The sequence below is a fragment of the Synechococcus sp. PCC 7502 genome (assembly GCF_000317085.1).
Taxonomy (GTDB): domain Bacteria; phylum Cyanobacteriota; class Cyanobacteriia; order Pseudanabaenales; family Pseudanabaenaceae; genus PCC-7502.
In genome coordinates, this window is sequence record NC_019702.1 from 3112158 (window position 1) to 3126359 (window position 14202).

15 protein-coding genes are annotated in these 14202 nt (G+C 43.6%); 4 read left to right on the top strand and 11 right to left on the bottom strand.

All coding sequences use genetic code 11. The annotated features are described in order from the left end of the window. Window positions 1-3: 3 nt before the first annotated feature. From SYN7502_RS15570 to SYN7502_RS15585, 4 genes are all read left to right on the top strand, one after another. On the top strand, window positions 4-591 hold the full coding sequence (locus SYN7502_RS15570) for a putative antibiotic biosynthesis monooxygenase (protein ID WP_015169711.1): 588 nt from the start codon (window positions 4-6) through the stop codon (window positions 589-591). A gap of 234 nt (window positions 592-825) precedes the next feature. Then, window positions 826-2010: a hypothetical protein gene (locus tag SYN7502_RS15575; protein WP_015169712.1), complete on the top strand. Its 1185-nt coding sequence runs from the start codon at window positions 826-828 to the stop codon at window positions 2008-2010. A 177-nt stretch (window positions 2011-2187) separates the two neighbouring features. Beyond that, the gene (locus tag SYN7502_RS15580; protein ID WP_015169713.1) at window positions 2188-2736 is read left to right on the top strand and encodes a DUF6036 family nucleotidyltransferase; all 549 of its coding nucleotides are present in this window, start codon (window positions 2188-2190) and stop codon (window positions 2734-2736) included. Then, window positions 2736-3020 carry a hypothetical protein gene (locus SYN7502_RS15585; RefSeq protein WP_015169714.1) on the top strand — a complete coding sequence of 95 codons (285 nt, stop codon included), beginning with the start codon at window positions 2736-2738 and terminating at the stop codon, window positions 3018-3020. Before SYN7502_RS15580 ends, SYN7502_RS15585 begins: the two co-directional genes overlap by 1 nt. A gap of 157 nt (window positions 3021-3177) precedes the next feature. On the opposite strand, the gene SYN7502_RS15590 is transcribed toward SYN7502_RS15585, so the two are convergent. The 11 genes from SYN7502_RS15590 to SYN7502_RS15645 all read right to left on the bottom strand — a co-directional run bounded on the left by SYN7502_RS15590 (window position 3178) and on the right by SYN7502_RS15645 (window position 14045). After that, entirely contained in the window at window positions 3178-4860 is a 1683-nt protein-coding gene (locus tag SYN7502_RS15590; protein ID WP_015169715.1) for a response regulator, read from the bottom strand. After that, entirely contained in the window at window positions 4853-5113 is a 261-nt protein-coding gene (locus SYN7502_RS15595; RefSeq protein ID WP_015169716.1) for a hypothetical protein, read from the bottom strand. The genes SYN7502_RS15590 and SYN7502_RS15595 overlap by 8 nt, the downstream gene beginning before the upstream one ends. Window positions 5114-5197: 84 nt before the next feature. Next, window positions 5198-6610: a sensor histidine kinase gene (locus SYN7502_RS15600; RefSeq protein WP_015169717.1), complete on the bottom strand. Its 1413-nt coding sequence runs from the start codon at window positions 6608-6610 to the stop codon at window positions 5198-5200. 691 nt (window positions 6611-7301) lie between these two features. Beyond that, window positions 7302-8888 (bottom strand): MDR family MFS transporter, encoded by a 1587-nt coding sequence (locus tag SYN7502_RS15610; protein ID WP_015169718.1) that lies wholly within the window; start codon window positions 8886-8888, stop codon window positions 7302-7304. Between the two features lie 95 nt (window positions 8889-8983). Continuing rightward, the gene (locus tag SYN7502_RS15615; protein ID WP_015169719.1) at window positions 8984-10336 is read right to left on the bottom strand and encodes an HlyD family secretion protein; all 1353 of its coding nucleotides are present in this window, start codon (window positions 10334-10336) and stop codon (window positions 8984-8986) included. A gap of 76 nt (window positions 10337-10412) precedes the next feature. Then, window positions 10413-10997, bottom strand: a complete 585-nt coding sequence (locus SYN7502_RS15620) for a transposase (protein ID WP_371257780.1) — start codon at window positions 10995-10997, stop codon at window positions 10413-10415. Then, complete coding sequence (locus SYN7502_RS15625; RefSeq protein ID WP_015168135.1) at window positions 10951-11262, bottom strand: transposase; 312 nt, start codon at window positions 11260-11262, stop codon at window positions 10951-10953. The genes SYN7502_RS15620 and SYN7502_RS15625 overlap by 47 nt, the downstream gene beginning before the upstream one ends. Window positions 11263-11319: 57 nt before the next feature. After that, complete coding sequence (locus SYN7502_RS15630; RefSeq protein ID WP_015169720.1) at window positions 11320-12168, bottom strand: pirin family protein; 849 nt, start codon at window positions 12166-12168, stop codon at window positions 11320-11322. Between the two features lie 125 nt (window positions 12169-12293). After that, window positions 12294-13199 carry an NADP-dependent oxidoreductase gene (locus SYN7502_RS15635; protein ID WP_015169721.1) on the bottom strand — a complete coding sequence of 302 codons (906 nt, stop codon included), beginning with the start codon at window positions 13197-13199 and terminating at the stop codon, window positions 12294-12296. After that, window positions 13196-13780, bottom strand: coding sequence for a transposase (locus tag SYN7502_RS15640; protein ID WP_371257757.1), 585 nt, complete (start codon window positions 13778-13780; stop codon window positions 13196-13198). The genes SYN7502_RS15635 and SYN7502_RS15640 overlap by 4 nt, the downstream gene beginning before the upstream one ends. Beyond that, entirely contained in the window at window positions 13734-14045 is a 312-nt protein-coding gene (locus SYN7502_RS15645) for a transposase (protein ID WP_041429164.1), read from the bottom strand. The genes SYN7502_RS15640 and SYN7502_RS15645 overlap by 47 nt, the downstream gene beginning before the upstream one ends. Window positions 14046-14202: the final 157 nt, after the last annotated feature.

Here is a 14202-nt window from a genome sequence, read left to right on the forward strand (position 1 = left end):
CTAATGGTGAAACAAATGAATCAAAGCGATCGCATGGAACCAGATGATACTCCCGTAACCATTGACATAATCCTCAATGTGAAGCCATCTTGTCGGAAAGAATTTGAAAGAGTTGGTGCTGAAACGATCGCTGCCGCCGAAATGTTTGAGGGGCATCTGGGAGTGAATGTTTTTCGTCCCGATGACACATCGAATCTTCAGTATCGGATTGTATTCAAATTTGATCGCCTTAGTAATTATCGGCTGTGGGAAAGTTCAGAAATCCGCAAAGGTTATCTGGCTCATCTTGAGAGATTGCTTGTAGATGAAGGCAAGTTTCAGGTTCTCACTGGCTTGGAAACTTGGTTTACCCTATCTACGAATAAAGTGATATTACCACCGCCACGTTATAAGATGTTCTTTCTTACTTGGGGAACTATCTTTATCTTAATAAATTTCACGAATAGATTGGTAATTCCAAACCTCTCTTTTTTGCCACCACCTCTAGCGACTTTGCTGGTTTCAGGGCTGATGGTGTTTGCGATGACTTATATCATCATGCCACGAATAACCAAGCTTTTTGCTAAATGGCTCTATCCAAAAACTTATTAACAAATTCGATTTTCTATCACAAAGCTAAGAAATTGATAGGTGATCGGGGAATAACAAATCTACTTGGTTGTTGAGTTTTGATCGGTTAATCGCTGGTATAGGAAGGTTTGACTCAGAAATTTAGTAATAAAGCTGAAGGTAAACTATATTATATTATGGGGATTATTATTTGCTTAAAATCCTAAAAGGTTTTGTTACAATAATTTTACTAAATCTCTAAACTCTCCCCAATCTATGTTTAAGGTACTTGCAGGTAATCTATCTGCAATTTTCAATTTAGACGGTAAGCATTTAGATCGATATCTCCAGAAAAAGGAGATGATAAAAAATTCAATTTGTGAGGAATTAATTCTACATGATCAGATTTTCATTCCAACACAAGATTATCTAACAGCCTGTGGATTAATTTTGGTATTAGGCGAGGAAAATTTCATTTCTTTGCTTGAAGATAAAAGAATTCATTTTTTAAGATTACGTGGTGTTTTTGGATATGTAAAAGGAACAGGTGTAGATGGGACTTTACTAACTTTTATAGATCCTGATTCAAAAAGACCACAAGACTCAAGTATTGAGAAGTCTATAGAAATTGGTTTAAGTGTCATTAGTACTCAGGTAACAGAGAAAAATAAAATCACAGATCTGCTTATTAAAGAATCCACGCCTCTCGAAATGTCGACAGTCTTAGATGCTATTAAATGCGATTCGTTTAGAGATCTAAGAGCAACTTCACTTTGGAAAGATAAGTATAATTTCTCAAACAAGGATTTGCTTGCACTTCCTGGAATGGAGGATATGCAAGTTAGAGTAATAGGACCTGGAACAAATCCTAAAATCGATCCTGTTGATGCACTTCTAGCATTAGCACTCTTTAATATTGAGCTTTATCTTTCAATAAAATTTGAGTGCGCTAGTAGTTCAAGTGGATCACCTTTAGGTGATTTGATCGATATTAAGCTTGATCGATTAGTAGAGCAATCTGTGAGATCAAAAAATATATGGTCTCTACTAGAGATAAATAATATTCCTGATCTTGGAAACCTTGATTTAACGGATGAATGTAACTTCAAAGATCTATTAAAAGTTATAAGAAGTCAGAATGCAAATGAATTTCGGAAATGGTTTCATGACAGAAAGACTCTTGATGAAAGAGAGATATTTAAAGAATATGTAGGTTTGCTTAGTGAAGTACCAGCAATACAAACGCTCCCATCTAAAGCTATTCGTTTTTGTGTTGGTAACGGATTAGGGTTTGTTCCTGTTATTGGGCAGGTGTTTAGTTTTATAGATACTTTTTTACTAGAGAAGTTTTTGCAAGGAAACTCACCTAGATATTTTATTGAAGACCTGAAAAAATTTAGAGGAAAGATAAAACAATATCCACAAGGTTTTGGTAAAACTCGTCCGCCGAAATATAGATAAGCATAAAGATAAAGAATAATAGTGCGATCACCTAGAACTCACGACTCACAGTACTAGCGATTGCAAAGTTGAGAAATTGATAGGCAATTCGGCTTCAATACATTAGGGCGATCGCATTAGATTTTCAAAAGTGCGATCTGCTAAATTAGAGAAAATTACTTGAACTGATGACGAATTATGCGCTCAAATGTCGATCCTCAGAAAATCGAACAACTCATGAAAGCATTAGGTAGAGAAGCACGTGGCTCTGGCTGTATCTACTTTACAGGTGGCGCTAGTGCTTTACTCATTGGTTGGCGTAGTTCCACAGTGGATATCGATATTCGTCTAGATCCTGAACCACTAGGAATTTTTCAAGCGATCGCCAAAATCAAACAAGAACTGGACATCAATATTGAGCTAGCTTCTCCACAGGATTTCTTACCACCACTTCCAGGATGGCGTGACAGAAGCATCTTTATTGGAAGATACGGTGAAATCTCATTTTATCATTATGACTTCACAGCCCAAGCCCTTGCTAAAATATCTAGGGGATATAACCGCGATATTGACGATGTTCAAGCCATGTATGAACAGAAGTTATTTTCTTTAGAAAAATTACGAGATTGCTTTGAAGCGATCGCATCTGAATTGATCCGATTTCCTTCTCTTAATCCTGAAATTCTGAGAAATAGGGTTGAAAAATTCATTGAGCATTGTGAAAGTGCATCAGAGAGAGAGAAATAATGGAGCTAAACGAATTACCAGGATCGGATTTAATCTTACTTGGACTGGAAGATCTTTACCAAGGCAAAAATAATACCATTGGGTCACTATTAATCGCGATCGCATCCATACGCTTAACCGCAGCAGGCTTAGACATTCCAAAAGCTCCTCTAGTATCAGAGCCAGAGCTAGCATTGTATGCCCACCTTCAGAACGAAAGTGATGATGCTTATGCTTACTACAATGCCTTGCTAAATAGTCTCAACAGCTTTTGTGCAGCACTTGAACTAAAATCCAAATATTAATGAACTAAAGTTTGAACAACGCTTTATATTTTTAGTCAAGATTGGGCAAGCAAAAATGGGGTTAAATTTGTTATTAAATTTCGGGAAGTTATTGGCGATTCCTTTCAGGATGCGTCCCGCCGCAAAGTTAGGAAATTGATAGGCGATCGCCTTTTTATTAAGACCCGACTTTGGCGAGATATTGATGCACAAACTGCACACAAATCGAGCCCTCGCCGACTCCTGACGCAACTCGCTTAACAGAGCCATGCCGCACATCGCCAACAGCAAACACTCCAGGAATATTAGTTTCCAGTAAGTAGGGATCGCGATCGAGCCGCCAACCTTTTGGACGATGTACGCCAGATACCGGCGCTCCACTTTTCAGATCAGTTCCCGTGAATACAAAGCCACGATCATCTCGCTCCACCAACCCATCCAGCCATTCAGTACGCGGCACCGCCCCAATAAAGATAAACAATGACACAGAAGGAACGGTTTCAGTTTCACCGGTGATGGTGTTCTGAATTATGATCTCTTCTAGACTTGTTTCACCTTTTACCTCTATTACAATGGAGTGAGTTTGCACCCTGATATTGGGTGTTTCAGCAATCTGCTCAATCAAATATTGCGACATACTCTTGGTCAACGACTCACCGCGAACAAGCATCGTCACCTGCCGGGCATACTTCGAGAAATACATTGCTGCCTGACCAGCAGAGTTAGCTCCGCCAATGATGTAAACATCTTCATCCTGACAAGTCAGCGCCTCGGTTTGAGCTGCGCCGTAATAAACCCCTGCTCCGGTGAGGCGATCGAGTCCCAGTACATCCAGCCGTCGCCACGACACTCCCATTGCCAAAATTAGCGCATGACAGCTAATTTCACTGCCGTCGGATAAGGTGATGAAGCGGTAGGTATCTTCCACGCGGATGCCCGTTACCTCTTGTGGACTGAGAATCTCCACCCCAAACCGTCTAGCTTGGGTCACAGCACGACGGGCTAAATCGTTACCGCTTAGACCCGATGGAAAGCCAAGATAGTTTTCAATCCGCGAACTTGTACCCGCTTGTCCGCCCGGAGCTTCTCGTTCGATCAGCACCGTATGTAATCCCTCGGATGCGCCATACACCGCTGCCGCTAGTCCCGCAGGACCACCGCCGACGATAATTAAGTCATAGAAAGGCTTTTCCGCTTGTGTGCGCAGACCAATTTTCTCGGCGACCTGAGCGATTGAGGGGTGTAAAAAACAACTGCCATCGGTAAAGAGTACCAGTGGCAGCGAAGGGCGATCGCAGTTAGCAAGTGCCGCTAACTTTTGCGCTTCTTCGGACAATTCGATGTCCAGCCATTGATAAGGAATCTGGTTTCGCGTTAGAAAGTCTTTCATATCATGGGACTGAGGCGACCAACGGTTACCGATGACGCGAATGCCTTCAAAAGGGGGACGAAAGTTGGCGAACCAATCATCTAAAAGATCGTTTAAAACTGGATATAACTTCTCCTCCGGCGGATCCCAAGGCTTGAGTAAATAGTAATCAATTTGAGTAAGGTTGATCGCGCTAATGGCGGCATCGGTATCTGCATAAGCGGTGAGTAGGACACGTTTGGCGCTTGGGAAAATCTCTAGTGCCTGCTCCAGAAACTCGACCCCATTCATTTTGGGCATGCGCTGATCCACCAGAAACAGGGCAATTGGTTCGTTGCGGAGTTTAAGCTTTTGGATCGTACCGATCGCCATTGCCCCAGAATCAGCTCGGACAATCCGAAAGCGATCGCCATACTGCTGCCGCAAATCACGAGCTAAGGCTTGCAAAACTTCGGGATCGTCATCAACGGTCAGAATAACAGGTTTAAGCATGAGACTTATCAGCGATCGTGGGTTTACCGATCTGGGCGATGACAAACATTAGAAATGCATAGGTCTTTTCGGGGAGGTAGCGTAACATTTCACCCTGGTATTCAATCTCATATTCGCCACTTTTTGATTGAGCACAGGCGGTGCATGTGAATACGCCTACATAGAGAGTGTCTACACTCAGTTTGAGTATTTGCGCTGTCAGCCAAGCATCAAAGGCGGTGCTAGAAAATTGATCGTTACTCAACTGACTCATGATATTCTCTCCAGAAGAAAACTATAATTAAAAAAACTTAACTAACCCCAAATAATCAACATATTGTAGATATTGTAGGTGAAATTATAACTCTGCTGGCTTCAAGTTTGTTAAGGGTAAGCGAATCGAGAAGCACGTTTCACCGGGCTGTGACTCTACGGCGATCGTACCATGGTGACGATTTTCCACAATCCGGCGGACATTATCCAGCCCCAGCCCCGTGCCTTTGCCCACCGGCTTGGTGGTAAAGAAAGGCTCAAAGATGCGCGATTGAATTTCCGATGGAATGCCTGTGCCAGAATCAATGATGGCGACACAAACAGAGTTCCCAGTCCTTGTCGTGACGATTTTGAGAGTACCTTTACCATCCATGGCATAGATCGCGTTATCAATTAAATTCGTCCACACTTGATTCAGCTCGCTGCCGTAGGCGTTGATTTGAGGCAAGTCGCGGTCATAACAGCGGTGTACTTCAATGCCAAACTTAAGCCGATGGGCAAAAATTTGGAGCGTGTCCTCAATGCCCTGATGTACATCTACTAATTGTCGCACTCCTTGATCGAGGTGGGAGTAAGATTTCATTGATTGCACTAAAGTTGCGATCCGTTCCGCTCCTCGCAATCCGCTTTTGATCATCGCCATTACATCAAACGACAGCGCCAGCCACCGCACGCCCATGTCTCTTAGTTCCGTGGGGTCATCCCGCCAGCGTGCAGTAAGCATATCTAACGTTTCTACTCTTACACCGCCGATCGCCAGGGGTTCTGCCAGATTCCAGGCATTGGCAACTCCGTAAGATTCCAGCCACTCTAACAACTGCTCCTCGCGATCGCTCAACGTCGCCAAGTTCGGGCGATCGTGCAAAATGGTCTCATATCCCTGATTGCGGGCTTGCTCCCACTGACGAGTATGGGCTACATCAATATTGCGCTGTCCGTAGATCAGATTCATCCGCTGAAGCTCCATCATAGCTGGAATCACATCTCTCAAGGCATGGACGACGGCAGCGGCTGGATTATTAAGCTCGTGGGCTAATCCGGCTGCCAGGGTTCCCAAGGCTGCCATTTTCTCGCGACCGCGGACAAACGATTCAACTCCACGCAGCCGCTGTGCCATGACTTGGAACACTGCCCGCTCAAAATCTCGGCACTCGTGAAGCAGGGTACGAAAATCATTGCCCGCAATTTCGTAAGTCAAACAGTCTGAGAGGGCATATATGGTCACGAGCATGGGTTCATCAGTCAGGATCGGTACTTCCCCAAAGAATGCCGGTGCATTATGTTGTCCAATTGGGATGTCAAGACCGTCGCTGTGCCGGGTAATGCCCACTTGACCCGCAATCAAAACAAAGACTCCTCTTGCGATCGCACCTTCCCGCACTAATATCTCACCAGCAGCAAGTTCGACTCTTTGAGCGCGATCACAAACCCAATGCAGTCGTTCTTGAGGTAGGTGTTGAAACGATTCAAGCTTGGCGATGTCTTCGACGCACAGCATGGATAAATATTCTGGAGACTGGTTCAGTTAAGATTTATTCTATTGTGAAATGGCACAATCTACTAGCCTTCTAGAGGCATATAATCTGATGAAAAAGGGAAAAATTGTAACGATTTTAATCATTGAGAAATCTAATAATATCTGCTAGTTGATAATTCAGGACTTTTTCGACCCGATTGGGATTCTTCGTAATGCAACCCACCTAAACCAACGCCTTAATGTAACCGCCCTCCTCCATCTACATCTAATATCCCGCCTCTTCTCAAATTACCTGTTACTGCCTCGCTCCTTTCAAGCGAAGGACGTGAGTCATTCCGTTCGTATTTCCACATCCTGAGATCAACTTTCTAGTAGTACACATCTACCAATGAACAATTTCTACTATCTGTATTCAAATCATTAGAAAAAGTTGTTAGAACAAGCCAGTTCTAGTATTGTAGAGCATAAGTATCAATGATTAATTAAGACCTATGGTTACTGCACTAATCCTAATTGGACTGGGGATAATCACCCAGATCGTAGTACTAACAACATCTAAGCCTGGGATGCCTCGGTTCACAAAAGCTTGTGCAAGCTGTGGTAGTCAGACACCACCGATGGATTATCCACCAGCCACTTACAACTGTCCAGAGTGCGAGCGGCTGATCGGTTTGGGAGTCGATCTCAAAGAGTTAATCTCCCGCTCATAGCTTTAATGCCCAACAGCTCCTGCTGAGGGTTTCACCTCCTTAAAACAGATTGCTAATAAAGCCGCAGCAATCAATGCGCAGCCCATAAAGAAGAAGCAGTCGTTATAGCTCATCACATTGGCTTCTCGGCGTACAAGACGATCGAGCATTGTATAGGCTTGGTTCTGAACCACAACAGGATCGCTGCTATGGATGTTAAAGAATTGGGTAAGTTGGTTCAATCGATCGCGGGTAATCAGATTATCCAAAGAAACCGCATCTACTAATCGGTTAGAGTGAAAACGCTCCCGTGCCGATAATAAAGTACCTAAGATCGCAATGCCTATCGACCCCCCCAAATTCCGAGAAACGTTGAAGAGAGCTGAGGCAGAGCCAATTTGCTTCGGTACTATGCCAGCAGTAGCCACACTGGAAAGGGGAGTAACGACTAACGGTTGCCCAAGGGCTCTTACGATTTGGGACCAGCGCAATTGATCTAGTCCTGTCTCGTGGGTCAAGGTGGAATTCATAAAACAACTGATCCCAAACAAAATCAGTCCTATAAAAATTAGTAAGCGGAGGTCAAATCTCTGCATCAATCGAGGAACAAAGGGAATAAGAAATAACTGGGGAATTCCTGCCCACATAATGGTTTCACCAATGGTCATTGCGTTGTAACCTTGGATTTGTGCCAAAAAAAGAGGAAGAATAAACACAGAACCGTAAAGTCCCAGTCCCGTGGCTAGATTTACTAAGATCGATAAGCCAAAATTCCGTTGCCCCAGCAAGCGCAGGTTAAGCAAGGGTTGTTTGCGGGTAAACTGAATCCACACAAAGAGGGGCAGCGTCAGCGCTGCTAGGAGTGCAGCTTGTTGGATCTCTTCAGAACCAAGCCAATCTTTGCGATTGCCCTCTTCTAAAAAAAACTCTAGGGAAGCTAGACCGATCGCCATCGTAGCAATACCCCACCAATCGCCCTGCTTAAATAACTCTAGCTGCAAAGGCTTGGTCGGGATTGCATACCAAACACCAGCAATCAAAACCAATCCAGGAATCACGTTTAGGTAAAAAATATACTGCCAGCTATAGTTATCCGTGAGCCAGCCTCCGATGGTCGGTCCGATTGAAGGGGCAAAGGTGGCAGTAATGGCAAACAAGGCTAACCCAATCGGCTGTTTTGGTGGTGGCAAAGTGGTCAAAATCACCGTAAAAGCCATCGGGATCAGCACCCCTCCTGTAAATCCCTGTCCAGCCCGGAACAGAATCATCATCGGCAAGCTAGTAGCCCAAGCGCAAGCGATGGAAAACAACAGAAACAGAATGGCATTAACCAGCAAGTATCGCCGCACGGAAAATACCTGAGCCAGCCAGCCAGTCAGAGGGATGACAACAATCTCGGACACCAGATAGCCCGTAGAAATCCAAGAGCCTTCATCGATGGTAGCACCCAAGGCTCCAGTAATGTCATTCAAGGAAGCGTTTGTAATCTGGATATCCAGTACTGCCATGAACGCCCCTAAAAGGGTTGACAATACCCCAATCCAGTCTTTGATGCTTAGCTCCGGTGCCGGCTTTATGGGAGCTTGATGATTTAAATTTAGTGTGGTCACGATAATTGGGAAGAATAAGAGGAATAGCCAAAATCGATCCGAGTCTTTGACAGAGGTAAAGAGAGTTTGAACGAACAAGCCGACATGGATGTTTCTTACGGCGTTTCAACTGCCACAACTACCGACATCCCAGGGGTAATGCGAGCCTCATACCCCCGAATACTCTCTAGCTCAAACACAATTTTGATCGGAATACGCTGGACAATTTTAGTGAAATTTCCTGTAGCATTATCTGGGGGTAGTAGAGCAAAGTCTGCTCCTGAAGCGGGAGCCAGTCCATCAACCTTACCCTTAAAGGCATGGTTTGGGAAGGCATCGATCTTAATCTCAACTTCTTCTCCAGGATGCATCTTCCCCAATTGGGTTTCCGTGAAATTTGCAATGATCCATGGTTGCTCCTGAACCACAGATAGGAGGGTTTGACCTGGTTGCACCCGTTGTCCAATTTCCACAGTTTTATTACCAATTTTGCCAGCTACCGGTGCGGCTATGGTGGTATAACTCAATTGCAACTGAGCGTTTTTTACTTGGGCTTGGGCTTGGGAAATCGCTGCGAGAGCGGCTTGATACTGCTGCTGGTTAACGACAATCTGCTGACTTGTTGCATTTGCTTGCTGTAACCCTCCCTGAGAAGATTCCAGCTTTGCTTGAGCATTAGAAAGATTTTTTTGGGCTTGAATGACCAATGCCTTGGACTGCTGAATTTGTTCCCTCACCATACTTCGTTGAGCTACCAAAACCTCATAACTAGCTTTAGCTGTATCAAGCTGTTGCTTTGGTGTTGCTCCCGCCTCAAAAAGCTGGGCATATCGTTGATAATCCAACTGCGCCTTAACAAGATTAGTTTCCACCTCAGTTAACTGGGCTTGCACCGCACGCACCCCAGATTCAGCTTGTGCTAAGGCAGCCTCACTTGTCGCCACAGTTGCTGCTGCTGCATCAATATTTCCCTGAGATGTAGTGGTTTGTCCCTGAGCGTTGGTTGTCCCAACTCCAATATTAGTTTTCGCCACTTCTGCCTGCAGGCGCGAAGCCTCTAAAGCCGACTGGGACTGCTGCAAAATCACCCGATAATCATTGGGATCAAGTTTCACCAAAAGCGCCCCTTTAGCAACAGACTGATTATCATCCACTAGAACTTCGAGCACAGTCCCAGAAATCCGAGCCGTCACTGGATTTATATGCCCCCTGACATAGGCATTGTCAGTCTCTTGGTGGGTTTGGGCGTAATGCCACCAGCGAAGCAAAAAAATTGCTAAGATTGTGGCACCGAATCCCAAAAGGCTAAAAACGATCAACTTGCGGGGGGAAGCTTGGGGTAATTTTGGCCTGGGGAAGGAGGTTTCTATTGGAGTAGTAGGCTCCTTCAGTTTAGAAGTAATCTGAGGATGATGTCCATCTTGCTGGAGATTTTCTTCTGTCTCGTTGGTTGTATTGAATGATTCCATAGGTCAACCCTGTAGAGGAAATATAGGTATATAGATTCCTGAATACTTAGTATGTGATAGTACTATAGAGCCTGTTTCATATCTCATGAGTAGCAATTCTTTTTAGCATCAAACGAATAAAGCAAAGATTGAGTTTAGCTGTAGCATTAACGAGAGTTCTCTCAAAGTTCTTAACTAAGATTTTGCATCTTTCAACCCAAGCATTTGACCTTTCAATTACCCACCTTGTCGGCACAACTACAAACCCAGACAGACCTTTTTCTGCCTTCTGTTGCTTTGATACCTTAGGAGAAATTTCAAACCTAATCTTAGTCATAATCTCAGGATAAACCTTCTGTAAATCAGTCGTCAATTTTTCGATATGATAACCACTATCCAGCAATATCGTAGTTAGCGTAATGTCATCTGGCTTCGATTTGAAGTAATCAATGTTAAACGTTAACATCTCAATCAGTCCTTGGTCATCTGATACATTTGCTCTTGTTAAATAGGTGAAAAAAGGAAATCCCAGTATGTCAACGGCTAAATGTCTTTTGATCCCGTTAGTTGCTTTGTAGGAGCAGAAGCCCTTGGATTCTATACTTGCATTACAGGTATTTTTCACTGCTTGTGAGTCAATGATGATTAAAGTTGTCCATTTTGATTTTTTTTGACTGTTCACGGGCTGTTGAATGCAAAGCTTCCATAATCGCAGTAAATGTACCTGTATCTTTCCACTCCTTGTAGTATCGATACACTGTAGAGAATGGTGGTAAGTCTCGGGGCATATCTCGCCAATTACAACCGTTTTTGAGTTGGTAGAGTATGCCGTCTAAAATTTGTCTTTTTGTCCATGTTGGCGGTCTAGTTTGCTTTTTCTTTGGGAGCAATGGTTCTATAATTTCCCATTCTTTATCTGTTAGGCTACTTGAGTATGGATTTAGCATTTTCTAAGTATCATACATCTTGCTCATAATAGATATGAAACAGGCTCTATAAAAGCTTTATAAGCGGCCCATACGTCCACTCTCATAAGCGATAATTGCCTTTTGAATATCTGCATCATTGGTCATCACAAAAGGACCATGGGTAAATATTGGTTCGTTTATAGGTTCACCTGCACCTAGGATGTAATGTAAGCCAGCAGCAGCAGCCTGTACAGTCACAATTTCACCCCCAGAATTTAGCAAAGCAGCATCTAAGGATTTTAGGCGCGATCGCTTTGCCCCAAACTCACCACTGCCCTCGATCACATGTACAAAGGCGTTATGGGTGGAGGGGAGGCTATGCGATATCTCTCCATGGGATGATAGAGTTACGTCTAGTAGGGTCACAGAAGTTAAAGGTTGGATCGGGGATTTTAATCCAAAGGCAGAACCAACGACTACCCGTACTTTACCTACATCTGGAATCATTGATTCTGGAACGCGATCCGAGTTTAAATGCAGGGCAACGGGCTGACTCCATTTATATTTTGCTGCTAAGTTAACGAAAATTTGGACACCATGACAGAGTACGTTTGGCATAATAGGAACTTCTTCATGGATGATGCCCCTGCCAGCCTGAGTCCAATGCAAATCGCCCGGATGGATTAAGGTACAATCGCCCAAACTATCACGATTTTGAAATGATCCCACCGAATCCTCAAATAGATAAGTTACTGCCGAAAAACCAGCATGGGGATGAGGGGCAAAGATGGGTGCCCGCATATAGAAATGATCTAGCTGCAAAAAAGGATCGACCCCTGCCCCTAAATTGTGCCGCCCTAGACTGTAAGCTCGAAACTCTGGGCGATCGCTCATTGTCTCAGCTTGAGTGCTTTGAGTTACCCAACGCTCCACTTGTCCATGCATGAGTGTTTTCTCCTATTCAATTACACCAGATTCTCACCAATTTTTCAGAGATTACCGAGTACTATGACTTACCGACAGAAATGACCGAGATCAATGATTAGGACTGACTTCAAATCATTGTGTCACTATCCGTCAAAAGCTCTCAAAACTAACTTGCCGCGCCGATGCTGCTGTTGGATGGCAGTGTGTGCGAGGGCAGCATCGGATAGAGCAAAAGTCTCCACCGATGGAGCTTGAATCTGCCCGTTCTCAATTAGATCACCAATTTGGCGCAGTTGGGCGTTATCTTTTAGTTCCACAAAAACTGGAATACCACGGATATTTGGGGATGGAGAAACTACTGGCTCACCTGCGCCTTCAGTGGAAATTAAAATTCCGCCCGACTTCAATACTTGCCACGATCGCGCTCTGGTTCCGCCACCAATGGTATCTAGCACCACATCCACATCTATCACCTTATCTTCAAAGTGATCGCTTATGTAATCAATTGCCAAATCTACTCCCAACTGTTGGATAGCTGTGAGATTCTGGGTAGAAGCAGTTCCGAATACGATTGCTCCTTTCCATTTGGCAAACTGGACGGCAAACCGACCGACACTACCTGAAGCACCATGAATCAAAATCTTTTGTCCTGATTCTAACCCTGCTAAATCAAACAATGCCTGCCAAGCGGTGAGTGCAATACTGGGAACAGCTGCTGCAGTGAAAAAGTCAAGATTAGAGGGTTTAGGCGCAACCAAAGCAGCATCAGCCACCACATATTCGGCATATGCTCCTAATTGGTGTAAGGGTAGCATTGCCATTACGGCATCGCCTAGATTGAAATTATGAACGCGATCGCCCAAAGATTCGATTACGCCTGCGAGGTCATAGCCTAAAATCAAAGGCATGGGAAAAGGAAACTTACTAGCAAGGTAGCCCTGTCGGATTTTCCAGTCTGCGGGATTAACCCCTACACCGTGAACGCGAATCAATACTTCATTCTCTTTTGGTTCAGGTTTTGGTGCTTCCGCATATAGAGCCTGTTTCATATCTCATGAGTAGCAATTCTTTTTAGCATCAAACGAATAAAGCAAAGATTGAGTTTAGCTGTAGCATTAACGAGAGTTCTCTCAAAGTTCTTAACTAAGATTTTGCATCTTTCAACCCAAGCATTTGACCTTTCAATTACCCACCTTGTCGGCACAACTACAAACCCAGACAGACCTTTTTCTGCCTTCTGTTGCTTTGATACCTTAGGAGAAATTTCAAACCTAATCTTAGTCATAATCTCAGGATATATCTTCTCTAGTTCTTGGATCAGTTTCTCGATATGATAACCACTATCCAGCAATATCGTAGTTAGCGTAATGTCATCTGGTTTCGATTTGAAGTAATCAATGTTAATCGTTAACATCTCAATCAGTCCTTGGTCATCTGATACATTTGCTCTTGTTAAATAGGTAAAGAAAGGAAATCCCAGAGTATCAACGGCTAAATGTCTTTTGATCCCGTTAGTTGCTTTGTAGGAGCAGAAGCCCTTGGATTCTATACTTGCATTACAAGTATTTTTCACTGCTTGTGAGTCAATGATGATTAAAGTTGTCCATTTTGATTTTTTTTGACTGTTCACGGGCTGTTGAATGCAAGGTTTCCATAATCGCAGTAAATGTACCTGTATCTTTCCACTCCTTGTAGTATCGATAGACTGTAGAGAATGGTGGTAAGTCTCGGGGCATATCTCGCCAATTACAACCGTTTTTGAGTTGGTAGAGTATGCCGTCTAAAATTTGTCTTTTTGTCCAAGTTGGCGGTCTAGTTTGCTTTTTCTTTGGGAGCAATGGTTCTATAATTTCCCATTCTTTATCTGTTAGGCTACTTGAGTATGGATTTAGCATTTTCTAAGCATCATACATCTTGCTCATAATAGATATGAAACAGGCTCTATACCAAAACTTCAGGATCGCCGTAACTGTTAATTTGCGCTACTTTCATGATAGTCATAATCTGCTCTTTTAGTTATTAGTTGAAATGTAAGGCGATCGCTCATGATCT